Origin of the sequence: Rhodanobacter sp. Root561, assembly GCF_001427365.1 — a bacterium.
In the GTDB taxonomy this organism is placed as follows: Bacteria; Pseudomonadota; Gammaproteobacteria; order Xanthomonadales; family Rhodanobacteraceae; genus Rhodanobacter.
In genome coordinates, this window is record NZ_LMGH01000016.1 from 1 (window position 1) to 23,817 (window position 23,817).

Consider the following 23,817-nt stretch of genomic DNA (forward strand, 5'->3'; position numbering starts at 1 on the left):
CGATGGTAGTGTGGCTTTGCCATGCAAGAGTAGGTCACCGCCAGGGGCTTTATCCTGAAACACCCTCACCGGAAACGGTGGGGGTTTTTCTTTGGTGCTGTTGCGGTGGCGACCGCAGGTCGCGACCCGCAACAGGTCACCGCCAGGGGCTTTATCCTCCAAGGCCTCCCCCATCGGGGAGGCCTTCGTCTTTGTGGCGTTTGAAGGATTGTTCTTCCATGTGGATCACCGTTGCCGGGCCAATCCATCGCCTATGATGAACCTCCTTCAGTCAGCGCCTCACGCCAGGAGCGGCTCTTGTTCATTCATGTGGAAACGCGGCGCCGTCCCCGCTGGCATTGGGCCACTCTCCTGGTGGTTTCGTTTTGCGTCTTGTGCTTTGTGGTTCTGGCGCTGACGCCGCCAGCGCAGCGGATCTCGTTGCTGCTTGAATGGGGCACGATTCCGGCGAACATCTTCGATCCCCACGAGGCGCTGCTGCCGCAGCTGACCGATCCGGCCCTGTTGCGGCTGTTCACCGCACTGTTCATTCACGTCACCTGGCTGCACTTGCTGAGCAACCTGCTCTTCCTGGTGATCTTCGGATTGCCTGGAGAGCGCGCACTGGGATCGTTTCGCTTCCTGCTTCTGTTCGTGGTGGGCGGCATCGTGGCGAATCTGATTGGCGCACTGTCGCTCGCCGGCGTGCGGCTGCCAATCATCGGCTGCAGCGGAGCCGTCTCGGCCGTGGTCGGCACCTACGTGGCACTGTTCCCGCGGGCGCGGCTGGGGCTGGTGCTGCCACTGGGTCTCTATCTGGAATTTGTCCGGGTCCCCGCCTTTCTGCTGATCGGCATCTGGGTGTTGCTGCAACTGCTGTTCAGCTATGCCGGACCCAGCTACGGCGCCTACGTGTGGTGGGCGCACATCGGCGGATTCCTGTTTGGCGTGATGTTCGCCCTGTTTGCACGCGAAGGCATAGCGCGTCGCCTGCGGGGCTGATGTTTCAGAACGCGCCGCCATTCTGCAGATGGGTGTTGGCGAACTGGCGCAACAGGCGCCGAGCGAGCGGCGTGGCGCCGACTTCGCCGAACACGCGTTTCGGATCGCTGCCTTCGCGATGCATGTCGGAGTGCTTGCGCCGGATGTAGGCGCGCATCACCTCGGCGTTGAACTCCGGATGGAACTGCACACTCAGCGCGTGCGGACCATAACGCAGCCACTGATGCGGGTCCCTGGCCGAGCGGGCGAGCACGGTTGCTTCCGCAGGTGCTTCAAGCACGCTTTGTTCGTGCGTGGTATGCGCCCGAAAGTGTGGTGGAAGGCCGTGAGCCAGCGAGTCGCGCTTGCCGGCGTCGGTGAGCTCGATGAGCTGGGTACCTATTTCGCGCCCGCCTGGAAGGTAACCCACCGTGCCGCCCAAGGCATGGGCCATCAACTGATGGCCATAGCACACGCCGAACAGTGGCAGGCTGACATCCATGGCATCGCGGATCCACCCCGCGGTGAGTTCGCTCCAGTGCGCCCGTTCGGTGACCATGGCTGCCGAACCCGTGATGATGGCTCCGGCGACTTCTTTCGGCGGGGGCAGGGCTTCGCCATTGGCGACATCGACAACTTGCAGCTGCCGTGGCTGCAGGCCGGCGCTCAGGCGGAACCAGTGCGGAAAGTCGCCGTGGCGGGCACGGATGGGATCCGGGGCACGGCCGGTGCGGATGATCAGGACGGGTTTCATGCAGGGATGAGGCTCGGGTTGTAGTCAGGGCTGTCCGTCTTCGAACGCGTCGATCGGCGGCAGCACGGTGAGGATTTCCTGCACGGTGGTCAGACCCGCCGCCACCTGGTCGGCGGCGGAGATGCGCAACGGGCGCATCCCCTCGGACAGGGCGGCCTGGCCGAACCCGCTCAGGTCGAATTGGGCCGAAATCATCCCGCGCAAGCGGGGCGACAGTTTCAGCATCTCGTAAATGCCGGTGCGGCCGAGAAAGCCGGTATTGCGACATTCCAGACATCCGACAGGCTGGAACACCTGCGCCGGAAGTGGCAAATCCCAGCCATGGACGAGTACGTTCCAGGCGTGGGGGTCCTGCACGCTGGCCCGTTTGCAATGCGGGCAGAGGGTGCGCACCAGTCGCTGCGCCACCACGCCGGTAAGGGTCGACTGGATCAGATAGTGAGGAACGCCCAGGTCGAGCAGGCGCGTGACCGCGCTCGGCGCATCGTTGGTATGCAGCGTGGACAGCACCAGATGCCCGGTCAGCGAGGCCTGCACGGCCATCTGGGCCGTCTCCAGGTCGCGGATCTCGCCGATCATGATGATGTCCGGGTCCTGTCGCAGCAGGGTCCTGACGCCGGCGGCGAAATCCAGGTCGATCGCCGCGTGTACCTGCATCTGGTTGAACTCCGGCGAGACCATCTCGATCGGATCTTCCACGGTGCACACGTTGAGCTCGGGCGTGGCCAGATGCTTCAGCGTGGAATACAGCGTGGTGGTCTTGCCCGAGCCGGTCGGGCCGGTGACCAGCACGATGCCGTGCGGTCGCTCGACCATGCTTCGCCAGTTCGCACCCTCGACAGGCGAGAAGCCCAGTTGCGCGAAGTCCTTCACCACCAGGTCGGGATCGAAGATGCGCATCACCACCTTCTCGCCGAACGCGGTGGGCATGTTCGAGATGCGCAACTCGACTTCGCGTCCGGAGGAAGAGCGTGTCTTGATGCGGCCGTCCTGCGGGCGGCGCTTCTCGGCGACGTCCATGCGCGCCAGGATCTTGATTCGGGCGGTGACTGCGGTCATCACCGGCGAGGGCAGCTCGAAAACCTTCTGCATGATGCCGTCGATGCGGAAGCGGATATGGCCCGTTTCGCGGCGCGGCTCCAGGTGGATGTCGGAGGCCCGCTGCTCGAACGCGTACTGCAGCAGCCAGTCGACGATATGCACCACGTGGCGATCGTCCGCACCGACTTCGCCGCTCTTGCCCAGTTCGACCAGTTGCTCGAAGTTGAGGATGGCCGACGAGGCGTCGCTGCCGTTCTTGGCATCCTGCGCCAGCTGGATCGAGCGCTGGACGCCGTAGAACTCCTGCAGGTAGCGATTGATGTCGATGGGACTGGCCACCACCCGCCGGATGTCCCGGCGCAGCATCTGGCTCAGGTCCGGCGCCCAGCCCGACTCGAACGGTTCGCAGGTGGCGAACGTCACTTCGCCGGGTGCGGCCGCGATCGGCAGGATGCGATGCCGCTTGGCATAGGCCTGGCTGACCACCTGGGTCGCCGCCGCGACATTGATCTTCATCGGGTCGATCTTCAGATACGGCAGCCCGGCATGGCCGGCCAACCATTCGGTCAGGCCTTCCAGACTCAACGGACGGCCCGGATCGCGCTGGTTGATCAGTTTGGCGTTGGCGATCACCACCAGCGGATGCAGCTCCACCGTGCTGCGACCGGCCCGGTTACCGATGCGAACCTGCTTGGCGTCGTCGGCCAGCAGGTAGCCATCGACGACCAGGGCTGCCAGCAGTTCGTCCAGCTCCAATCGACCCCGGCGGCCAAGCAGTGAAGCGATTTGCGGTGAAGCGGCCATCCGGCGGTATCCCCCATGCATTTCCGGGCGCAGCCCAGTGCGAAAGCAAGCTGCAGCTATACTAACGCGCTTTAATCCAGGTCACGGAAAGCCATGTCCGCACGCACCTTCCAGGATGTGATCCAGACCCTCAACCGCTATTGGGCGGCGCAGGGCTGTGTGCTGTTGCAGCCGCTCGATACCGAGGTCGGCGCCGGCACCTTCCATCCCGCCACCTTCCTGCGGGCGCTGGGTCCGGAACCCTGGGCGGCCGCCTATGTGCAACCGTCGCGTCGCCCCACCGATGGTCGCTACGGCCAGAATCCCAATCGCCTGCAGCATTACTATCAGTATCAGGTGGTGATGAAGCCCAATCCCGAGAACATCCTGGAGTTGTACATCGGCTCGCTCAGGGAGCTGGGACTGGATCCGCTGGTGCATGACCTGCGCTTCGTCGAGGACAACTGGGAGTCGCCCACGCTCGGTGCCTGGGGGCTCGGCTGGGAAGTCTGGTTGAACGGCATGGAGGTGACCCAGTTCACCTACTTCCAGCAGGCCGGCGGCCTGGAGTGTCGTCCGGTCACCGGCGAGATCACCTACGGCCTGGAACGGCTGGCCATGTATCTGCAGAACGTGGACAACGTCTACGACCTGATCTGGACCGATGGCCCGCGCGGCACGGTGACCTATGGCGACGTGTTCCATCAGAACGAGGTCGAGCAGAGCACCTACAACTTCGAACACGCCAACGTGCCCGAGTTGTTGCGCTGGTTCGATGTCTGCGAGGCCACCGCCAATCAGCTGATCGCCGCCAACCTGCCCTTGCCGGCGTACGAGCAGGTGATGAAGGCCAGCCATACCTTCAATCTTCTCGATGCGCGCCGTGCGATCAGCGTCACCGAGCGCCAGCGCTACATCCTGCGCGTACGCACGTTGTCGCGCGGCGTCGCCGAAACCTATGTGGCGCAACGCGAGAAACTCGGCTTCCCGGGTCTGAAGCAGACTCCCATTGCGGGCCACAAGGAGCAGGCTGCATGAGCGCCGCCAAGTCACTGCTGATCGAGCTGGGTACGGAAGAATTGCCGCCGAAGGCGCTCGACGAATTGTCCGCCGCGTTCCAGCGCGGGATCTGCGACGGATTGGCCAGGCGCAGCATCGGCGCCGCGCTTGACCAGGCGCAAGCCTATGCCTCGCCACGTCGTTTGGCCGTCCATATCCCCGCTGTGGTCGTGGCCCAGCCGGAGCAGGCGATCGAGCGCCGGGGTCCTGCGCTGAGCGCCGCGCTGGATGCCGAAGGCCAGCCTTCGAAAGCCCTGCTGGGGTTTGCACAGTCGTGCGGCGTCGGTGTGGACGAGCTGGAGAAACTTGAAACGGACAAGGGCAGCTGGTTTGTCTGGCGCAGCGTGAAGCCGGGCCAGCCGGTGGCGGCGTTGCTGCCGGAAATCGTCGACGAGGCGCTGAAGGCATTGCCGATCCCGCGCCCGATGCGCTGGGCCGATCACGATTACAGTTTCGTGCGACCAGCCCATTGGCTGGTGATCCTGCACGGGGCCGAGATCATCGATGGCGAAGTTCTGGGGCTGCGCAGCGGGCGCAAGTCACGCGGTCATCGCTTCATGCACCCGCAACCGGTGCACGTGGCCGATGCCGACGGCTGGCTGGATGCCATGCGTGCCTGCAACGTGCTGGCCGATCCTCGCGAGCGACGCCAGCGCATCCAGGACCAGATCCAACAGGTGGCGGGCGCCACCGGCGGGGTACCCCGACTGGACGACGCCCTGCTTGACGAACTGGCCAACCTCACCGAATGGCCGGTGGCGATCGCCTGCACCTTCGAACGCGAGTTCCTCGCCGTACCGCCCGAGGCGCTGGTCACCACCATGGTGGGGAACCAGAAGTTCGTTCCGGTGTTCGACGCCAGCGGCAACCTCACCGAGCATTTCATCGGCATCGCCAACGTCGAAAGCACGAACCCTTCCGAGATCCGCAAGGGTTACGAGCGCGTGATCCGGCCGCGCTTCGCCGACGCCAAGTTCTTCTGGGATGAAGACCTGAAGACTCCGCTGGCCAGCTACCAGGAGCAGCTCAAGGGAGTCACCTATCAGCAGGCGTTGGGCAGCCTGTGGGACAAGAGCGTGCGCGTGGCGGAACTGGCGCGGATCATCGCCAACCGGACCGGTGTCGACGCCGGCGCGGCCACGCGGGCGGCCAGCCTGGCCAAGTGCGACCTGCTGACCCGCATGGTCGGTGAGTTCCCCGAATTGCAGGGTGTGATGGGGCGCTACTACGCCAGCCACGACGGCGAACCCGCGGTCGTGGCCGAGGCGCTGGACAGCTATTACCAGCCACGCTTCGGCGGTGATCGCATTGCCGCGGACAAGCTGGGCCAGGTGCTGGCGGTGGCCGAACGGTTCGATACCCTGGCGGGCATCTTTGCCGTCGGCATGAAGCCCGGCGGCAACAAGGACCCGTTCGCCCTGCGCCGCGCCGCGCTGGGCCTGGCGCGCACCCTGATCGAAGGTGGCCTGGAGCTGGACTTGCGCGGAAGCTTCATCGAGGCACTGGAGCTGATCCCTGATGCAGCCCTCGCTGCAGGTCTCAAGCCAGGCAAGGACGGCAAGCCGCCGACACTCAACGCCGCCCAGCGGCGCGCCATCCTGCTCGATGAACTGTACGACTTCGTGCTCGATCGGCTGCGTGGCTATTACGCCGAGCAAGGCTTCGACCATAACCAGTTCGAGGCCGTGCTAGCGGTGCAGCCTGCCAGCCTGGCCGACTTCGATCGGCGCTTGCGGGCTGTTGCCGAGTTCGGTCGCCGCGCCGAGGCGATGAGTCTGGCTGCCGCCAACAAACGCGTTGGCAACATCCTGCGCAAGCAGGCCGAAGAGGCGGGCGCACCGTCGATCGGGCGGATCGTGGACCCGGCCCGCTTCGAAACCGACGCGGAACGCGAGTTGGCCGATGCCCTGGCCTCGGCGCAACGCGACAGCGCCGCTGCGCTGGATGCCGGAGACTATGCCGCTGTCCTGGCGCGCCTGTCCCATCTGCAGGCGCCCGTCGATGCATTCTTCGAGAGCGTGCTGGTGAATGCCGACGACCCCGCCGTGCGCGCCAACCGCCTGGCGCTGCTCAACCAGTTGAAGACGCAGTTCGGCGCGATCGCCGATATCGCGTTGCTTTGAAGGCGCTATAAAAAAAGCATGACAGCCGAGGGCTGTCATGCTTTTTATAGGATCAGGCCGCCTCGCGAACCTTGCGGATGCGCTCACCAAGTTGCTGGTTGAACGCCACCATGGCTTGAGGATCCACGTGCGAACCACTGGGACCCAGAATTTCATAGAGCTGGGTAAGCAGGTCGGCATTGTCTGTCAACGAAAGCTGGCTATCGGCCAGGCTCAGCTCCGACTGCAGGACACTTACCGCGGTATTCAACCGCTGCGCGTCTACCTTGTTCTCGACCAAGGCACCCGAAGGCTGTGTTGGATTCTGTAGCCGGTGTGAGATGACCCCTTCTGAATTGCGCTGTTCTTCATAAGGCGCCGAGTTCGCCTCGGTCTGCAAGCCGCCCTCGCCAGCCACCAGCCAGACCAGCGAGATTCCCAAGGTACGTGCCAGTGTGACGCAGCGTGCGCGAGAAGGGTCCGTATTGCCATCACGCCAGCTGCGCACGACGCCCTCTGAGAAACCACACATTCTTGCGATTGCCGTAGCACTGCCAACATGTTGTATGAGCAATTTGATCCGGTCGGAGAACGACGACGTGGCTGTTGTCTCGGTTGCCTGAACTGCAGTGATTTGCGTTTTCATGAGAAGCCCGACTTGGATGTGGGGGGAGGGTCTTTCTTCTATTTTCTATGAAATCAACGGGGTAAGTTTAGTGTGGAAGCGTGTGAAAGTGCGAATGTTCACCGTTCTGCCGCTCAACTCCCGGAGGTTGCTTGCAGTAGCTTCAACAATGCCTGGGTCAACGCTTCTGTGCAGCACCCTTCGAGTTGTACACGCTGTTGTACATGCATCACAGACAGCGATCGTACGCAAAAATTTCACGGGCATGATCGACGCGGATCCAGCCCCGGGGCGCCGCTGGTACGCACATCCCGTATCAGCCTCGGCTGGCCTTCGACCACGGAGCGTGTGCGGGAATGGCGTGGGTGCGGTGCTTCGCCCCAACCGTGGAAAACGTGTGGGAATTGTCCCCCGCATACAGAACCCATGCGTGGACAGGCTCACATATCGAGGATGACTTCAGTTGTAGTCGTAGTTGCCTGGCTCAGTCAGCCACTGTCCATGCTTCATGCAAGGCCGCCATCGGTCGATGCCACGTGTCCGAAGTCGTTGATATTTGCGAAATAGCAGGCGTTTTTGCGGAAGATCCACGCTCTCCCGGTCGGGGCAAACGCGACAAGTCTTCCGAAGAGCGTCTTCAGACGGCTCCGTGCGCCAGACCCATGCGCAAGAGTATGGTGGTGGAAATTTCTGCGCACGCAAGTTTTCACCACAAGAAATTGTTGACAAAATGTTATGGGCGCAGGTAGCGTCCGTAGTCGGGAGGTATCGCTGCACCCGGCAACGATGCGGTGATATGAGCCGCTCCAAGGTTTTCGCAAAGTGTTTCGAAGGGCATCGAAGCAGCAATCCTTGAGAAAGTGTCAGCAGCTTCTTGCGACATGACGATCAAAACGTTTTGTCGGTGATCGGTCATTTTTTAACATTGCCGACTTTTTGGCAGTCCGTTCTTTGGGTAAGTATGGGGAGACTATTCAAATGAAACTTCGTAACACGAGTAATCGTATTCACCTGCGCCGCTCGGCCTTGGCAATCGGCTTGGCGTTGAGCCTGGTCGGCGGCTCAGCCGTTGCGCAGTCACGCTCCGCTGGCTCCATTTTCGGCGACGCCGCTGCGGGCAGCCAGATCAAGATCGTCAATACCGATACGGGACAGACCCGTACGATCACGGCAGACGCCAAGGGGCGTTTCCGCGCGAGCGAGCTGCAGATTGGCAACTACACCGTTACCGCCAGCAATAACGGCGAAGAGACGGGCGGAAGCCGTAGCGTCTACGTCGGCGCCGCCGGTGGTACCGAAGTCGACTTCGTCGCCCAGGAATTGGGTGCCGTGACGGTGTCGGCCAACCAGCTGCCGTCGATCGACGTCAGCCGGGTAGATACCTCCACCGAACTGAGCGCGACCATCCTGCGGAACGTTCCGGTGGCACGTGACATCACCCAGGCCGCTGTCCTTGCACCCAGCGTCATCCCGGCGGACTCGCGCTACGGCAACTCGGTGTCCTTCGGTGGCGCAGCTGCTTCCGAAAACGCCTACTACATCAATGGCTATCCGGTCACCAACGCGCTGACCAACATCGGCTCCACCACCTTGCCATTTGACGCCATCCAGTCGGAACAGGTGCTCACCGGCGGTTACAGCGCCCGTTACGGCCGCTCCACCGGTGGCGTGATCAGCGTGGTGACCAAGTCGGGCAGCAACGAATGGAAATTCGGCGCCACGGCCACTTGGACTCCGGAAAGCCTCCGCGCAGGTCGCCGCAACATCTATTACGCCAACGATACGGGCGCATCGAGTGCCGGCCTGCTGTATTCGGATCGCGGCACCATCAGCGACAACAGCCTGACCTACGGCGCCTACGCTGCCGGTCCGCTGATCAAGGATCGCCTGTTCGTCTACGTCAGCGGTGAGTGGACCGATCGCAATTACGATGCAGGTTCCGTCCGCGGCGGTAGCCCGACCCAGGGCTACACCGAAAGTGAGTACAAGAGCCCGCGCTGGCTGGCCAAGATCGACTGGAACATCAACGACAGCAACATGCTCGAATTCACCGCGATCTCTGACAAGACCGGCCAGAGCGTGGACAACTTCGCGTGGAATTTCGCCGACAGCACCCACGGCACCAACAAGACCGGTGGCTACCGCTACAAGGATGGCGGCGAGACCTACATCGGCAAGTTTACGAGCTACCTGACCGACAACCTGACCCTGTCGGCGATGTACGGCAAGCAGGACAACGTGCACTATTCCTCGCCGTTCGGCTACAACCCGAACGATGTCGCCGTCACCGACTCCCGTCCGGCCCACTCCGCCAATCCGGTCACCGGCCTCCAGCCGTACACCACGCTTTCCGATCCGGAAGCCTATGACAAGACCGACGGTTATCGCGTCGACTTGGAATGGCATCTGGGCGATCACGATCTGAGCTTCGGCTACGACGTGTCGAACTCGGAATCGCAGGCTGGCACGGCGATGACCGGCCCCGGCTACAGCTGGATCTACTACCACACGGATGACGGCACCACCGAGCAGGGCGGCTACACCACCGCGCCGAACAGCGACTATGTCGACCAGTACGTGTTCACCAATGGCGGCAAGTTCAAGGTCGAGCAGAAGGCCTATTACGCCGAAGATCGCTGGCAGTTGACCGATCGCTGGTTGCTGTCGCTGGGCGTGCGCAACGACAGTTTCACCAACTACAATTCCGACGGTGTCGCTTACGTCGAGCAGAAGAACCAGTGGGCGCCGCGTCTGGGCTTCACCTGGGACGTCAACGGCGACTCCACGCTGAAGATCTACGGCAACGCTGGTCGTTACTTCCTGGCCATGCCGCTGAACGTGGCTGTCCGTGGCGCTGCCGGCTCCACCTACACCGAAACGTATTACACCTTCACCGGTATCGATCCGGTCACGGGCGCGCCGCAGGGCACGGCGTTGATCGGTGGACCGTACTCGTCCAATAACGAATTTGGCCAGGCTCCGGACCCGCGCACCGTTGCGGCGCAGAACCTGAAGTCGCATTACCAGGACGAATTCATCCTGGGCATGCAGCAGGCGATTGGTTCGGATTGGAACTGGGGCGCCCGCCTGCAGTACCGCGAGCTGAAGTCCGCGATCGACGACCAGTGCGACAACCGGCCGATGCTGAAGTACATGGTCGAGAACAACATCGCGATCGACCCGAACTACAGCTATTCGCCGGATTGCCGCCTGTTCAACCCGGGTGAGAACAACGTCATGTTGCTCGACATTCCGGACGCTGCCGGCAGCACCGACCTGGTCCCCGTGCCGTACTCCAAGGAGGACATGGGCATGTACTTGAAGCGCAAGTACATCGGCCTGGATCTCTTCCTCGAGCATCCGTTCGATGGCAAGTGGTTCGGTCGCGTCGACTACACCCTGTCGCACAACTACGGTAACGACGAAGGTCAGCTGAACTCCGACATCGGTCAGGGCGACGTCTCGCAGACCGTGCTGTTCGATCACAAGGAGCTGATGGAATACGGCGGCGGCAACCTGCCGAATGACCGTCGTCACGTCGTGAAGGCTTACGGCTTCTATCAGATCAACCCGGAATGGCGTACCGGTGCTGCCCTGGTTGCCCGTACCGGTCGCCCGAAGCAGTGCCTGGGTTACTACACGGGTGCAGGCGGCTACAACCCGCCGGGTGCTCCGAACGCCGACGGCACTGGTACGACGCAAAGCGGTCAGGAGTTCTGGGAGACTTACCTGAGCTACGGTCCGTACTACCACTACTGCGGTGGCCAAGCGACCCCGCGCGGTGCCAACGGCCGCACGCCGGTGGACATCCAGCTCAGCTTGAATGCGGCTTACATGCCGAACTGGGCTCCGGGCTTGGCGTTCAAGGTCGACGTGTTCAACGTGCTGAACAAGCAGGTTGCGCAGAACGTCACGGAGATTGGCGAGAACGGCGGCGTGAACGTGGTTTACTCCTCGCGTGATCGCGTGATCAGCTACGGCGCCCCGCGCTCCGTGCGTTTCACCATCAACTACGACTTCTGATGTCCTGAAGTCGGGAAGGTCCGCCGGATCAGTGATGGTCCGGCGGTCGACCCCAGGTTCGTTTTTCATTACCAGTCAGCAACACATCGCTGTGATTCAAAAGAAGCTGCCGGCATCCCCGGCAGCTTCTTTTTTTGGAGTCGGTGCCTTCGTCTTGTAAGCTGCGAACGCCGGCCCTTGGCCGAGAAAGCTCAGTCGGCATCGAATTCGGGCGGCAAAGCCCTTTGGCAAGATGCACATCAAGACAGGGAAACGCATGAGCCAATTCGCATTGCTGGGCAAGCGCCGTTTCGCGCCGTTCTTCTGGACCCAGGCGCTGGGTGCCTTCAACGACAATGCCTTCCGCAATGCGCTGGTGATGCTGGTGGCCTACCAGATGGGCCTGAGCGATCGCGTCGCCTCGATCTACACCAATCTAGCGCCGGCGCTGTTCATCATTCCGTTCTTCCTGTTCTCCGCCACCGCCGGACAGCTGGCCGAGAAGTACGAGAAGACGCGGATCATCCGCTACGTGAAACTGTTCGAGATCGGCGCGATGGTGCTGGCCGCCTATGGCTTCTACACGCACCACACTTCGTTGCTGCTGGTCGTGCTGTTCATGATGGGCATGCACTCGACCATGTTTGGGCCAATCAAGTACGCGATCCTTCCCCAGGCGCTGAAGCGCGACGAACTGGTCGGTGGCAATGGCCTGGTCGAGATGGGCACGCAGATGGCGATGCTGGTGGGCATGATCGCCGGCAACTCGCTGATGCTGGTGGCGGGTATCGGTCCGTTGCTGGCCTCGGGCGTGACCATTGCGGTGGCCGTGGCGGGCTATCTGGTCTGCCGCAGGATTCCGCCTGCGCCGGCGACCGCGCCGGAGCTGAAGTTCAACTGGAACATGTTCAGCGAAACGGCTCGCGTGCTGGCGATAACCCGGGCCGACCGTGCAGTGTTCAACGCGATACTGGGCATCTCCTGGTTCTGGTTTTTCGGCACGGTCCTGATCGCGCAGTTGCCGATCTATACGCGCGAGACGCTGGGTGGCGATGGCTCGGTCAATACGCTGGTGCTGACCCTGTTCTCGATCGGCACTGGCGCCGGGGCGTTGCTGTGCGAGCGCATGTCGGGTCGCCGGGTGGAAATCGGCCTGGTTCCACTGGGCGCTTTCGGGCTGACCGCGTTTGGTGTGGACCTGTACTTTGCGCGCCATGGCGTGGCCACGGTGCGCGGACTGGACTGGCTGGGCTTCCTGCATTCGGCCGGAAGCTGGCGGATCGCGCTGGACCTCACCCTGATCGGCGCGTTCGCGGGGTTCTACGTGGTGCCGCTGTTTGCCTACGTGCAGGCGCGCGCGCCGCGCGAGAAGCTGTCGCGGATCATCGCCGGCACCAACATCCTCAACGCCTTGCTGATCGTGCTGGCGTCGGGCTTCGGACTCGGCCTGGGCTTGCTGGGCTTCGGCGCGTCGCAGATCTTCCTGGCGGCCTCGCTGCTCAACGTGCTGGTGGCCTGGTACATCTTCACCCTGGTGCCCGAGTTCGTGATGCGCTTCATCACCTGGGTGCTGGTGAACACCTTGTACCGGGTGCGCGTGGACGGTAGTGAAAGGATTCCCGAGGAGGGTCCCGTTCTGCTGGTGTGCAACCACGTCAGCTTCATGGATCCGCTGCTGCTGATGGCCAATCTGCGCCGCCCCATGCGGTTCGTGATGTATTACAAGATCTTCCGGATCCCCGTGCTCAGCTTCGTGTTCCGTACGGCCAAGGCGATCCCGATCGCCGGTTACCGGGAAGACCCTGCTGTGCTGCAAGAGGCCTACGATGCGATCGACGCCGCGCTGGCCAATGGCGAGGTGGTCTGCATCTTCCCCGAGGGTGGACTCACCGGTGATGGCTCGATAGCGCCGTTCCGGGCGGGCGTCGAGAAGATTCTCGCCAGGCGGCCCGTGCCGGTGGTGCCGATGGCCCTGCGCGGCCTGTGGGGCAGCGTATGGAGCCGGCGTGACTCGATGCTGGGCCGTTCCCGCCTGCCTCGCCGTTTCCGCGCACGAGTGGAGCTGGTGGTTGATGCGCCACGGCAGCCGGAGAACGCCGGCGTCGCGGCACTGGAGGCGCGGGTTCGTGAGTTGCGCGGCGACCTGGCCTGAGCGAGTCGCTCAACCCACCCAACTGCCGATCACCACCAGGGCCACCACGCTCAGCCACGCCAGCAACGCCCGCAGCAGGGCGCCCTGTAGCCGCCGCAGCTCGCCCAGCGGATCGCTGTGTTCCTCGGCGTAACCGTCGCCCGCCTCGATGTCGGTGACCACGTCGGCCCTGGCTGCAGCGCCCAGAAAGCCGGGGCCGCTGCTGTACCAGCTGGTTGGCGCCGCCTGGCTGTGCCAGCGGCGCCACGCGTCGATCACGGCATCCCAATGGCCGACCACGGCCAGGGTGAAAGTCAGCAGCTGCGCCGGCAACCAGTCCAGCGCATTGGCGACCTGGTCGGCAACGCGCCGGGTGGTCGAGTCGAGGTGCAGCGAGTCGTCGCGGCCCAGCGTCTGCCCCAAGCGATAGAGCAGGGCGCCCGCGGGCCCGAGCAGGAAAAACCCGAACAGCACCGCGAAACGCCGGCGCAACGCGGCGTAGGCCACGGCCTCGCCGAGCGCGGGCGCGTTCCAGGCGACCGGGTTGCCATCGTCGGCCAGGGCCTGTGCCGCTGCCTCGCGGCTGGCGTCGTCCGGGGCGCGCAAAATCGCCTCCAGATCCACCTCGAACTCGCGCGGACCGAAGCAGTACAGCAGCACGGCCAGCGCGAACAGCAAGCGCAACAGTTCGCCCAGCGGCGACCATCCCAGCATCCACGCGACCAGCACGCACAGCGCCGCGGGCAGCAACAGGGCCACCGCCACCCGGGCCGCGCCGCTGGTGTCACCCAGCTGGGCTATCCAGCGGCGGAACCAGCCGTCACCGCGCCAGCGCGCCAGTTGCGGCGCGACGTGCAGCAGACCAAGGGCGATCAGGACGACAAGCAGACGAATGGCCATGGGGAAGCAGCTTCGCAGGGACTGGGGCCATTGTATGCGACTGCCCGTGCGCCTCGGTGCCTCGTCGTGCGTTCAATCGCCGAAGATGGCCTGATGCGAGATCGCTTCGACGGTGTGGTCGTCGGCCGTGTGCGGAACCTGCGGGCCGCACCCATCAGCCTCCAGCGCGCGGTCCATCAACTGAGCGGTGACGAACTGGATGGTGCTGTGCTCCATCTTCATGCGGACGTACTTGCAACGGCTGGCTCCGGCCATCCTGCGCACCACCTGTTGCAGGCCTGGCTTGTCGTCGAGGGAAATGCCACGAATGCGTACGATGTCCGTTCCGGGAAGGCGTACCTGGGTGGGCGGTGCTCCCGTACCGCTGCGGCCACCCTGGATCGGCGACTGATAGTCGTCCGCAACCGCTGACGCCCCGATCAGCCTGGCTGCCGGAGCCGGCTCCGCTGCCTGGACCGGCGTGGCCGTGGTGAGCGCAAGCGATGGCGAGGCCGGCCGCGCCTGGCGCGAGCGCCGCGGCACCGGGCGCGCGGGGGAATGCGCGCGAATCTGCGTCACCAGCCGGATTCGCAGCACGCCCTGGTCTGCGGGCGGCGCGTGTGAATGGGGCGGGCGTGGCGCGACCGGCCCGAACAACAACGCCAGCAGACCAAGATGCAGCGAGATCACCAGGCCGAGAATGCCTCCGCGCCGAAGCGCCGCCCACCAGTCAGGGCGACGGGCGGGCGTTTCCCGCGCCTGCAGAGGGGTGCTTCCATGCGCCATGCCCGATTCCCTGATGAGGTGCGGCGAATCAGACCACCAGCGCGTCACCAAGTTCTCGGCGGGGGCTCAAGGTGCTGCGGCCGCCTCCACCAGCGAGGCCAGATCGAGGCCGGCACGACATTGCAGCCAGTACGTCAGCAACTGGTAGGACACCGACAGCGGCGTGGACGGGAGGAAACTGCCGTCGGCGATGCCATCGACGATCTGCTGCGGAGTGAACCAGCGGGCATCTTCCAGCTCGTGATCGCGCCGAGCGATGCGCCTTGAGCGCGCCGTGGCGATGAAGCCGACCATCAGCGAGGCAGGCATCGGCCACGGTTGCGAGGAGTGGTAGCGGACCTCGTCGACGATCACGCCGGCCTCCTCGGCCACTTCGCGGCGCACCGCATCCTCCAGCGCCTCGCCCGGCTCGACGAAACCGGCCAGCGTGGAATAGCGCCCCGCGGGCCAGCCCGCCTGGCGCCCGAGCAGGCAGGCGCCCTCGTGCTCGACCAGCATGATCACGGCCGCGTCGGTGCGCGGGAAATGCAGGCGCGCGCACTCGGCGTTGGTGCATTGCGCGCGATGCCCGGCGGCCACCAGCAGCAGCGCCGCGCCGCAGTGTGTACAGAATCGCGTCTCGCGTTGCCAGTGCGACAGACCCTTGGCGTAGGCAAACAGTCCGGCTTCGTCGGCATCCAGCAGCAGGCCGGCGCTGCGCAGGCTTTGGCGACGTGCGTCGAGGGCACGCTCCAGTTCATCGATGCGCCCGGGATCGTCCGCCACCAGCAGGAAATGCGGGCGCTCGTACGCCATGCCGAGCAGGCTGGCCCGCGTGTCCCCCAGCCAGCGCTCGCGTTCGTCGACGTCGAGCCAGCGCAGCCGGTCGCCATCGCGGCGCAGGAAGGCTTCGCCCGCGGCATCCAGCAACAGATAACGCGCCGCAGGCGAGCGGGCCTGCTCGACGATCCACGTCGATTCGTCGCGCGACTCGGCGACCCGGTCGAGCACCAGGCTGAGCCCGGCGAAGGTGTTGGTGGGGGCAAGCCAGGCCCGGTCCATCGGCAACTCCCTCAGGCGGAGAACGAGGAGCCGCAGCCGCAGGTGGTTTTCGCGTTCGGGTTGCTGATCACGAACTGCGCGCCGCTGAGGTTCTCGGCGTAGTCGATCTGCGCGCCGCCCAGATACTGCAGCGACAGCGGATCGCACAGCAGGGTGACACCGTCACGCTCCACCGCCAGGTCGTCTTCGGCCTGGGCTTCGTCGAAGGTGAAGCCGTACTGGAAGCCCGAACAGCCGCCACCGGAGATGTAGACGCGCAGCTTCAACGCCGGATTGCCCTCTTCGGCAATCAGCTCATGCACCTTGTGCGCGGCCGCTGCGGTGAAGATCAGCGGCGTGCCGCTGCTCTGGTAGTCGGGGATCGAGACGATGGTTTCCATGGCTTTCGAAGTGGGGGCGTGGCGGGGTCTGCGCAAGCATAGCGCGTCAGGCGGGCACTGCCTCGTCCACCCCGGCATCCTGGGCCGGCGCGGGCAGGTTGCGCTGGGCTTCCTCGGCCTGGCGCGTGATGCGTCCGTTGACCTGGGCGCCGGCGGCCATCTCCAGGGTGTGGTAACGCAGGTCGCCATCGATACGCGCCTGCGGCGCCAGTTCCAGCCGCACGCTGACGTTCACGTCGCCGGTCACGTGGCCGTTGATCACCGCCTGCGGCACGTGGATTTCGCCATGCACCTGGCCGTGCTCGCTGAGGGTGAACATGGTGTCCTCGCCCTCGCCGATCACGCTGCCTTCGATGCGTCCATCCAGGTGCAGTGCGCCGCTGAAGCGCACATCGCCGCGAATCGACGTGCCACGGGCAATCAGGCTGGTTTCGTTGTGGCTGTTGTTGCGATCGTTGCGGTCGCTGCGTCTACGGTTGAGCATCGTGATCCCCTTGTGCGGTCGTGATATTGCCACTGAGCGCGTCGCCCCAGGCGACGGCGCGGTTCACCGTCTCCCCGTCGGCAGGCTTCACGCTGATGCGCAGTCGTGTCGGGCGGAAATCCGCCGGCAACACGATCGTGCCGTGCAGTTGCTGGAAATAGGTGAAGCGGAACGGCATGCCGTCCTTTTGCGCGGCGTCGCCCAGTGCGTTCCAGTCCAGCCGCGTCACCTTGTCGCCGCGCAGGCCTTCCACGCTGACCAGGGCATTGCCGGAAACCTCGTCGCCCCGCTTGGCGTTCTGGGTCAGGCTGAGGCTGAGGTTCCAGCCGCGTGAACCGACGATCGGCTGCAGCTTCACTTCCTGCAACTTCAGTCCCTGCCGCTGGGCATCGCCGCCGACCAGCCGCGAGTAGAAGCCGAGGTCGGCGCGCAGGCCGTTGAGTTCCTCTTCGCGCTGGGCCAGCGTGCCCCGCAGCGAACGCGTGGCCACTTCATTGACCTGGGCCGAGCGCTGCAGATTGGCCAGCTGCTGCTTCAGGTCGTCGATCTGACCGAGCAGGGCACGTTGTTGCCGGTTGTCCACCACAGCCGGTGCGTTGGCGTGCCGGCCGAACAAGGCTACGACAAGGCCGACCACCAGCAGGCTGGCCAGCCATGCCAGGGCCAGCCACCACCAGCGTCGGCGATGGCCGGTATCGTCGTGGCGGCGCACGACGAAACGTGGTGGCGGTCGTGAACCCATGCGGCTGTTCCGGGGAAAACCCAAGGTATAGCCCCGGCGTGATGAAAGCGTCAAGGAACGGCAGCACGAATCGGGCGGCGGCTCGTCCCGGTGCGGCGACGTCAGCTGGTCATCTTGTTCTGCAGATAACGCTCCGCACCGATATCTCTGATCAGGCTGAACTGGGTCTCCAGCCAATCGATGTGCTCTTCCTCGTCGTGCAGGATGTCCTTGAACAGGTCGCGGCTGATGTAGTCGGCGATGCCTTCGCTGTAGGCGATGGCCTCGCGCAGGTCCTTCACAGCCGCCAGTTCCAGGTCCAGGTCGCCCTGCATCGACTCGATCGCGTTCTCGCCGATGCGCAGCTTGCCCAGGTGTTGCAGGTTCGGCAGACCATCGAGGAACAGGATGCGCTCGATCAGGTGATCGGCGTGCTTCATCTCCTCGATCGACTCCTTGTATTCATGCGCGGCCAGCTCGCCATAGCCCCAGTCCTTGAGCATGCGGTAATGCAGGAAATACTGGTTGATCGCGGTCAGCTCGTTGTAGAGCACCTTGTTGAGGAATTCGATGACCTTCGCATCACCTTTCATGGCTTCCACTCCTCTCGAAAATCAGTCCCGACTATACAAACTCCGCGTCGGCGGCGACGGAATGAGAATGGAACGCCTTTGCCCGGCGTGCGGAGCGGACTCCGGCCGGGTTGCGCATGAAACGAAGGGGGAATCAGGCCGTGACGAGCGGCAACTGGCAGATCACCTGCGAGCGCGCCTGGTCGAACGTGGCGCGTGCCTCGGCATCGCAGCAGCCGCAGCAGTCCGAGCAGCCGGTACGCGCCTGCAACTCGGCGAACGTCTGTACGCCGGCAGCCGCCTCGCGGCGGATGTCGTGATCGGTGACGGCATTGCACATGCAGATATACATGACGCGTATGAGAACGCGAATGCGAACGATTGTCAACAAGTGGACGGCCGTCGATTGCCCAGGATTCAGCCGGGCGTCCGTTCAACCGGTTCAGGCCACCGCGCGACCGCCCTGCGGCCTGGAGGGTGTGTCGGGCTCGTCGCGCGGCGGCAGGGTGCCCAGTTGCACGCTGAACAAATCCTCCACCAGTGGCGCGAAATGGCGCAGCGCCCGTGCGTACACGTCGCGCTTGAAGTTCACCACGTGCGCCGCGGGGTACCAGAAATCCACCCAGCGCCAGATGTCGAACTCCGGCTTTTCGCAGGCATCCAGCTTCAACGCTTCCTCGCCGCCGACCAGCTTCAGCAGAAACCACACCTGCTTCTGACCGATGCAGGTCGGCCGCTGATGGTGCCGCACGTAGCGACTCGGCAGGCGGTACTTCAGCCAGCCGTGGGTGGCGGTGATCACTTCCACGTGATGCGCCGCCAGCCCGGTTTCCTCTTCCAGTTCGCGGTACATCGCCTCCAGCGGCGTCTCGTCCGAGCGCATGCCGCCCTGCGGGAACTGCCAGCCGTCACGATTGACCCGGCGCGCCCAGAACAACTGCCCGTCTGCATTCAGCAGCACGATGCCGACATTCGGGCGGTAGCCATCTACATCAATCATGTCGCCTCCTGGAGCCGAACGACGCAGTTTTCCTGCACGCCACGCCGAATTCCTGAAGCCGATTCAACCACAGCCCGCAAAGCAGCGGCAAGCCACAGGCTTGAACCTTCGCCCCCGGCCCACTACACTTCCGCGCCCCGCCCGTGATCGTTCCGATCCAGCCCGGCGGAATTCCTCAAGGCTATGTAGCTCAGCTGGTTAGAGCACAGCACTCATAATGCTGGGGTCGGTGGTTCGAGTCCACCCATAGCCACCAAACACCTCTCTTTGCACATCGCGGAAGTCGGTCGCAGACCTTGCACAGCCAAGGTGCCCGACTGCACCTGGCGCCTGCGTGTCCTACCTGCGTTCCGGCCAGTCATGCTGTTTGATGGAAGATGGCGCATGTTTGCAGGGTCATTGCAGCGCCAGGCGGGTTCGGAATGTCGTCCTTCTACTGATGCTGGGCGGCTTTCCCGAGGGCTGTACAATCCGCCGATGAACATCTTCAAAGTCTTCACCCTCGAAGCCGCTCACCGCCTGCCCAACGTGCCGGAGGGGCACAAGTGCGCGCGGCTGCATGGGCATTCGTTCCGGGTCGAGTTGCATCTGACCGGCGAGCTCGGGGTGGAGTCGGGGTGGGTGATGGATTTTGGCGACGTCAAAGCGGTGTTTCAGCCGATTTACGATCAGCTCGATCATCACTATCTCAATGACATCGAGGGGCTGGAGAATCCGACCAGCGAGCGGCTGGCGGTGTGGATATGGGATCGGCTGAAGCCCGCACTGCCGCTGCTTTCCGAAGTGGTGGTGCATGAAACCTGCACGTCGGGATGTCGATACCGGGGCATGTGAGCCGGCCCCGTCACCGGGCCCGCGCCAAGCTCTGCAGTCTTCGGTCGGGGCGGAGTTGACTGGGCTCGGGATGATCGCTTTGACGCGGCGCGATGTGGTTCATGGCGACTCCAACAGATCGTTTTTCCAGAACATTTCCCCGCTGGTCTGGTCGTCGACCGGAAATATATATTGCACTGCACAAAATCTTTCGCTAGAATGGCTGCCACTACCCCATCCTCAACGAGGACCAAGCCATGACGCAGCAGTTCAACAACCAGCTTTTCGCTTTCACCAAGCAGTTCACCGACAGCGCGTTCAAGGCGCAGTCGCTGGCCTTGAAGGGCATGGAGACGGTCGCCGAGCTGCAGCTCAAGGCGCTCGAGGAGCAGTCCAAGGTCTCCGCCCAGTTCGTCGCCGAGGCGATGGAAACCCGCGACATGGACGGTCTGCGCAGCCTGTGGGAAAAGGGCAGCAGCCTGAGCCGCGAGAATGCTGAGCGCGCCGTGGCCGTTTCGCAGGAAGTGATCGCCGTGACCCAGAAGACCGCCGAGTCGCTGAATGCCCTCGTGCAGGAGCAGCGTCAGGCTGTCAATGACGCGGTCGCCGCGCCGGTCGCCGCCAAGAAGGCTTCCGCCAAGTAATCCCGCGGCATCAGTTGCTCTCGGCGTGACCCAAACAGGGCCGGACTTCGTTCCGGCCCTGTTTACATGTCGGCTCGAAAGATCTTGTGGCGTGGCCCGCGCGGGCTCCGCAATTCAATGCGTTAAGCGTGCCGCGGGACACGATGTCGCAGCTTCCACGGCTTGTCCCGGCAACTTTTCAACTGCTATACTTTTACGGATTGGATCGTGGCCCGCAGCTGTATCGGTGCCGCCTGCTGCAGGCCGCGCGGAGAAGCTACGTTGCTCAACAGTCTTGCCTCCGGTCGACGCATCGCGCTGCGCATTGTCCTGCTGCAGTTGCTGGTGGCGTTGCTGGTCGGCCTCGTGTTTCTCGCATTGGGACCGCGTGAAGCGGTTTCGGCTGCTGCGGGCGCGACGATGGTGGCGCTGGGTACCGCGCTGATGTCGGCGCGATTCTTCAGCGGCGTGACGGGCGCGGGTCAGGCGTTGGGCCGGTTGCTGACGGGCGTGTTCCTGAAATGGATCGTGATCGTCGGAGGGCTGATCGTGATCCTGTTCCAACTCAAGTTGCCACCGCTGGCCGCCATCACGGGGTTGGCGGCGGCTTACGCGGTTTATCTGCTGGCGTTCAGATTCAAGGGTTGATCCATGGCAAGCGAGCCGACTGGCGGTCTTACCGAATACATCCAGCACCATCTCAAGCACCTGACCCCGCATACCAGCGAGGGCGGGTTCTGGGCGGTGCACGTCGACTCGGTCACCGTGTCGCTGGTGCTGGGCGTGCTGTTCTGCCTGTGGTTCTGGCTGAAGGCGCGCAAGGCCACGGCCGGCGTGCCGGGCAAGGGCCAAGCCTTTGTCGAGATCATCCTCGAGTTCGTCGATGGCCAGGTCAAGGACGTGTTCCACGGCGATCGCCGCGTGCTGGGGCCGCTGGCGCTGACCGTGTTCGTCTGGGTCTTCCTGATGAACGCGATGGACCTGCTGCCGGTCGACCTGCTGCCGTGGATCACCGAGAAGTTTGGCATCGGCCACTTCCGTGCCGTGCCCACCGCCGACATCAACATGACGTTCGCGATGTCGCTGACGGTGTTCGTGCTGATCATCTTCTACAGCTTCAAGGCCAAGGGCGCCGGCGGCTACATGAGCGAGCTGTTCACCGCGCCGTTCGGCAAGCACCCGCTGCTGTGGATTCCCAATTTCGCGCTGAACCTGGTCGAGCTCGCCTCCAAGCCGGTGAGCCTGGCGATGCGACTGTTCGGCAACATGTATGCAGGCGAGCTGGTGTTCATGCTGATCGCCGGCCTGTTCAGCGCCGGTGCCGGCCTGGCGGGCTGGGCGCTGTATGGTGCGGGCATCATCGGCTACACGGTGTGGGGCATCTTCCACATCCTGATCATCTCGATCCAGGCGTTCATCTTCATGGTGCTGACGATCGTGTACATCTCGATGGCGCACGATCACCACTGATCGGCGTTCTCGAATCATCTGCTGCAACCGCTTTGTCTATTCCAGTTTGAATTTCTCAGGAGACTACCGTGGAACATCTCGTCCAGTTTGCACAAATCCAGGGCTTCACCGCCATCGCGCTCGGCCTGATCATCGGTTTTGGTGCGCTCGGCGCCTGTATCGGTATCGGCATCATGGGTTCGAAGTTCCTTGAAGCCGCCGCGCGTCAGCCGGAGCTGGTGCCGCTGCTGCAGGGCCGCATGTTCCTGCTGGCTGGTCTGATCGATGCCGCGTTCCTGATCGGCGTGGCGCTGGCGATGTACTTCGCCGTGGCCAACCCGCTGCTGGGCAAGGTGCTGTCCGCCGCCGGCGCGGGTCAGTAAGAAGCACCCTCGCGATGGCGCCCATCGAGGCGCCATCGCGTATCTGGCGCGGGTTTCCCTGATTCCCGCGTTTGTCTTGTTCCGTATTTACAGGTAACGCAGCGATGGATTTCAACGCGACCTTGATTGGCGAAATGATTTCGTTCGCCATCCTGATCTGGTTCAGCGTCCACTTCATCTGGCCGCACATCAACAAGGCCATCGAAGATCGCCAGGTCAAGATCGCCGAAGGGCTGAATGCCGCCGAGCGCGCCCATGCCGAGCTGAAGAGCGCGGACGTGAAGGTGGCTGGCGAGATCAAGCAGGCCCGCCTGCAGGCGTCGGAGATCATCGACAAGGCCCAGCAGCAGGCCAATCAGATCATCGACAAGGCCCGTGGCGAAGCGATCAGCGAGATCAACCGTCTGAAGGCCGCGGCGCAGGATGACATTGCGTCGATGGCGCAGCGTGCGCGCGACCAGCTGCGTGAGCAGGTCGGTGCGCTCGCGGTGCAGGGTGCCAGCAAGATCGTGCAGCGCGAGGTGGATGCCTCGACGCACAAGGCCCTGCTCGACCAGCTTGCGGCCGAGATCTGATCGATGGCCCAGGCAATCACCCTCGCCCGTCCGTACGCCCGCGCCGCCTTTGAGGTGGCGCACGCGTCCGGCACGCTGGCTTCGTGGTCGCAGTCGCTGGCGTTTGCTGCGGCGGTGGCGGGCGATGCGCTCGTGGCCGGCCTCGGCAATGATCCGCGGGTGCTGCCGGCTCAGCTGGTGGCGCTGCATCTGCCGGCCGGCATGGCGGTCGATGCGCCGTTCGGCCAGTTCCTGACCGAGATGGCCGAGCAGCGCCGCCTGGTTCTGCTGCCCGAAGTGGCCGAGTTGTTCGAGATGCTGAAGCGCGAGTCCGAATCGCAGCTGCTGGTCAAGGTGACCAGCGCGATGAGCCTGGACGCCGCGCAGTCCGAACAGCTCAAGGCGTCGCTGAAGCGCCGCTTCAAGCGCGAGATCGAACTGGAAACCTCGGTCGATGCCTCGCTGCTGGCCGGCGTGGTGATCGATACCGGCACGGAAGTGATCGACGGTTCGGCGCGTGGACGTCTCGCGCAGCTGGCCGGTGCGTTGAGCCAATAAGTTTCACGCGAAGTCCGTTTCGCGAAGAGCAAAACCGGCCACTGTTGGCCGGACAAATTGATTAAACGCGAAGTCCATTTCGCGAAGGGCAAAACCGGCCATCCATGGCCGGACTCT

General features: G+C 63.8%; 24 protein-coding genes and 1 tRNA gene. 13 read left to right on the forward strand and 12 right to left on the reverse strand.

Features of this window, described 5'->3' with window-relative positions:
• Window positions 1-297: 297 nt before the first annotated feature.
• Window positions 298-981 (forward strand): rhomboid family intramembrane serine protease, encoded by a 684-nt coding sequence (locus ASD55_RS16435; protein ID WP_056715871.1) that lies wholly within the window; start codon window positions 298-300, stop codon window positions 979-981.
• 4 nt (window positions 982-985) lie between these two features.
• On the opposite strand, the gene ASD55_RS16440 is transcribed toward ASD55_RS16435, so the two are convergent.
• Together ASD55_RS16440 and ASD55_RS16445 are read right to left on the reverse strand one after the other, a co-directional pair.
• Window positions 986-1,714 (reverse strand): glutamine amidotransferase, encoded by a 729-nt coding sequence (locus tag ASD55_RS16440; RefSeq protein WP_056767894.1) that lies wholly within the window; start codon window positions 1,712-1,714, stop codon window positions 986-988.
• 24 nt (window positions 1,715-1,738) lie between these two features.
• Window positions 1,739-3,559, reverse strand: coding sequence for a GspE/PulE family protein (locus ASD55_RS16445; protein ID WP_056767897.1), 1,821 nt, complete (start codon window positions 3,557-3,559; stop codon window positions 1,739-1,741).
• 93 nt (window positions 3,560-3,652) lie between these two features.
• On the opposite strand from ASD55_RS16445, the gene glyQ reads away from it, so the two are divergent.
• Both glyQ and glyS read left to right on the forward strand, forming a co-directional pair.
• Complete coding sequence (glyQ, locus tag ASD55_RS16450) at window positions 3,653-4,576, forward strand: glycine--tRNA ligase subunit alpha (protein ID WP_056715876.1); 924 nt, start codon at window positions 3,653-3,655, stop codon at window positions 4,574-4,576.
• The gene (gene glyS, locus ASD55_RS16455) at window positions 4,573-6,720 is read left to right on the forward strand and encodes a glycine--tRNA ligase subunit beta (protein ID WP_056767900.1); all 2,148 of its coding nucleotides are present in this window, start codon (window positions 4,573-4,575) and stop codon (window positions 6,718-6,720) included. The genes glyQ and glyS overlap by 4 nt, the downstream gene beginning before the upstream one ends.
• Window positions 6,721-6,772: 52 nt before the next feature.
• Here glyS and ASD55_RS16460 read toward each other — a convergent pair whose 3' ends face one another.
• Window positions 6,773-7,345 carry a helix-turn-helix transcriptional regulator gene (locus ASD55_RS16460; RefSeq protein WP_056715885.1) on the reverse strand — a complete coding sequence of 191 codons (573 nt, stop codon included), beginning with the start codon at window positions 7,343-7,345 and terminating at the stop codon, window positions 6,773-6,775.
• Window positions 7,346-8,350: 1,005 nt separating this feature from the next.
• Between ASD55_RS16460 and ASD55_RS16465 the strand changes: the two genes are divergently transcribed.
• Window positions 8,351-11,347 carry a TonB-dependent receptor gene (locus tag ASD55_RS16465; protein ID WP_235577860.1) on the forward strand — a complete coding sequence of 999 codons (2,997 nt, stop codon included), beginning with the start codon at window positions 8,351-8,353 and terminating at the stop codon, window positions 11,345-11,347.
• Window positions 11,348-11,603: 256 nt separating this feature from the next.
• A complete protein-coding gene (locus ASD55_RS16470) occupies window positions 11,604-13,478 on the forward strand; it encodes an MFS transporter (protein WP_056767904.1) in 1,875 nt (624 codons plus the stop codon).
• 9 nt (window positions 13,479-13,487) lie between these two features.
• Here ASD55_RS16470 and ASD55_RS16475 read toward each other — a convergent pair whose 3' ends face one another.
• The 9 genes from ASD55_RS16475 to ASD55_RS16515 all read right to left on the reverse strand — a co-directional run bounded on the left by ASD55_RS16475 (window position 13,488) and on the right by ASD55_RS16515 (window position 19,320).
• Window positions 13,488-14,357, reverse strand: coding sequence for a hypothetical protein (locus tag ASD55_RS16475; protein WP_056767908.1), 870 nt, complete (start codon window positions 14,355-14,357; stop codon window positions 13,488-13,490).
• 72 nt (window positions 14,358-14,429) lie between these two features.
• Complete coding sequence (locus ASD55_RS18890) at window positions 14,430-15,122, reverse strand: hypothetical protein (protein ID WP_235577861.1); 693 nt, start codon at window positions 15,120-15,122, stop codon at window positions 14,430-14,432.
• Window positions 15,123-15,188: 66 nt separating this feature from the next.
• The gene (gene nudC, locus ASD55_RS16485) at window positions 15,189-16,163 is read right to left on the reverse strand and encodes an NAD(+) diphosphatase (RefSeq protein WP_056767910.1); all 975 of its coding nucleotides are present in this window, start codon (window positions 16,161-16,163) and stop codon (window positions 15,189-15,191) included.
• A gap of 11 nt (window positions 16,164-16,174) precedes the next feature.
• Window positions 16,175-16,543 carry an iron-sulfur cluster insertion protein ErpA gene (gene erpA / locus ASD55_RS16490; protein WP_007806944.1) on the reverse strand — a complete coding sequence of 123 codons (369 nt, stop codon included), beginning with the start codon at window positions 16,541-16,543 and terminating at the stop codon, window positions 16,175-16,177.
• 46 nt (window positions 16,544-16,589) lie between these two features.
• Window positions 16,590-17,027 carry a polymer-forming cytoskeletal protein gene (locus tag ASD55_RS16495; RefSeq protein WP_056715899.1) on the reverse strand — a complete coding sequence of 146 codons (438 nt, stop codon included), beginning with the start codon at window positions 17,025-17,027 and terminating at the stop codon, window positions 16,590-16,592.
• Window positions 17,014-17,769, reverse strand: a complete 756-nt coding sequence (locus ASD55_RS16500) for a DUF6776 family protein (protein ID WP_056767913.1) — start codon at window positions 17,767-17,769, stop codon at window positions 17,014-17,016. Before ASD55_RS16500 ends, ASD55_RS16495 begins: the two co-directional genes overlap by 14 nt.
• Before the next feature lie 101 nt (window positions 17,770-17,870).
• Window positions 17,871-18,341, reverse strand: coding sequence for a bacterioferritin (bfr, locus tag ASD55_RS16505; RefSeq protein WP_056715904.1), 471 nt, complete (start codon window positions 18,339-18,341; stop codon window positions 17,871-17,873).
• A gap of 133 nt (window positions 18,342-18,474) precedes the next feature.
• Window positions 18,475-18,672, reverse strand: coding sequence for a (2Fe-2S)-binding protein (locus ASD55_RS16510; RefSeq protein WP_040673053.1), 198 nt, complete (start codon window positions 18,670-18,672; stop codon window positions 18,475-18,477).
• A gap of 90 nt (window positions 18,673-18,762) precedes the next feature.
• Window positions 18,763-19,320 (reverse strand): RNA pyrophosphohydrolase, encoded by a 558-nt coding sequence (locus tag ASD55_RS16515; RefSeq protein WP_056715907.1) that lies wholly within the window; start codon window positions 19,318-19,320, stop codon window positions 18,763-18,765.
• Window positions 19,321-19,499: 179 nt separating this feature from the next.
• Here ASD55_RS16515 and ASD55_RS16520 point away from each other — a divergent pair.
• The 8 genes from ASD55_RS16520 to ASD55_RS16555 all read left to right on the forward strand — a co-directional run bounded on the left by ASD55_RS16520 (window position 19,500) and on the right by ASD55_RS16555 (window position 23,700).
• A tRNA-Met gene (locus ASD55_RS16520) sits at window positions 19,500-19,576 on the forward strand.
• A 221-nt stretch (window positions 19,577-19,797) separates the two neighbouring features.
• On the forward strand, window positions 19,798-20,154 hold the full coding sequence (queD, locus tag ASD55_RS16525; RefSeq protein WP_056767916.1) for a 6-carboxytetrahydropterin synthase QueD: 357 nt from the start codon (window positions 19,798-19,800) through the stop codon (window positions 20,152-20,154).
• A 236-nt stretch (window positions 20,155-20,390) separates the two neighbouring features.
• Entirely contained in the window at window positions 20,391-20,777 is a 387-nt protein-coding gene (locus ASD55_RS16530; protein WP_056767917.1) for a phasin family protein, read from the forward strand.
• A gap of 261 nt (window positions 20,778-21,038) precedes the next feature.
• Window positions 21,039-21,404 (forward strand): ATP synthase subunit I, encoded by a 366-nt coding sequence (locus ASD55_RS16535; RefSeq protein ID WP_056715914.1) that lies wholly within the window; start codon window positions 21,039-21,041, stop codon window positions 21,402-21,404.
• 3 nt (window positions 21,405-21,407) lie between these two features.
• Window positions 21,408-22,226 carry a F0F1 ATP synthase subunit A gene (atpB, locus tag ASD55_RS16540; protein ID WP_056715915.1) on the forward strand — a complete coding sequence of 273 codons (819 nt, stop codon included), beginning with the start codon at window positions 21,408-21,410 and terminating at the stop codon, window positions 22,224-22,226.
• 68 nt (window positions 22,227-22,294) lie between these two features.
• Window positions 22,295-22,588: a F0F1 ATP synthase subunit C gene (gene atpE / locus ASD55_RS16545; protein WP_007807016.1), complete on the forward strand. Its 294-nt coding sequence runs from the start codon at window positions 22,295-22,297 to the stop codon at window positions 22,586-22,588.
• 104 nt (window positions 22,589-22,692) lie between these two features.
• Window positions 22,693-23,163: a F0F1 ATP synthase subunit B gene (locus tag ASD55_RS16550; RefSeq protein ID WP_056715917.1), complete on the forward strand. Its 471-nt coding sequence runs from the start codon at window positions 22,693-22,695 to the stop codon at window positions 23,161-23,163.
• A 3-nt stretch (window positions 23,164-23,166) separates the two neighbouring features.
• Complete coding sequence (locus ASD55_RS16555; RefSeq protein ID WP_056715920.1) at window positions 23,167-23,700, forward strand: F0F1 ATP synthase subunit delta; 534 nt, start codon at window positions 23,167-23,169, stop codon at window positions 23,698-23,700.
• Window positions 23,701-23,817 lie beyond the last annotated feature (117 nt).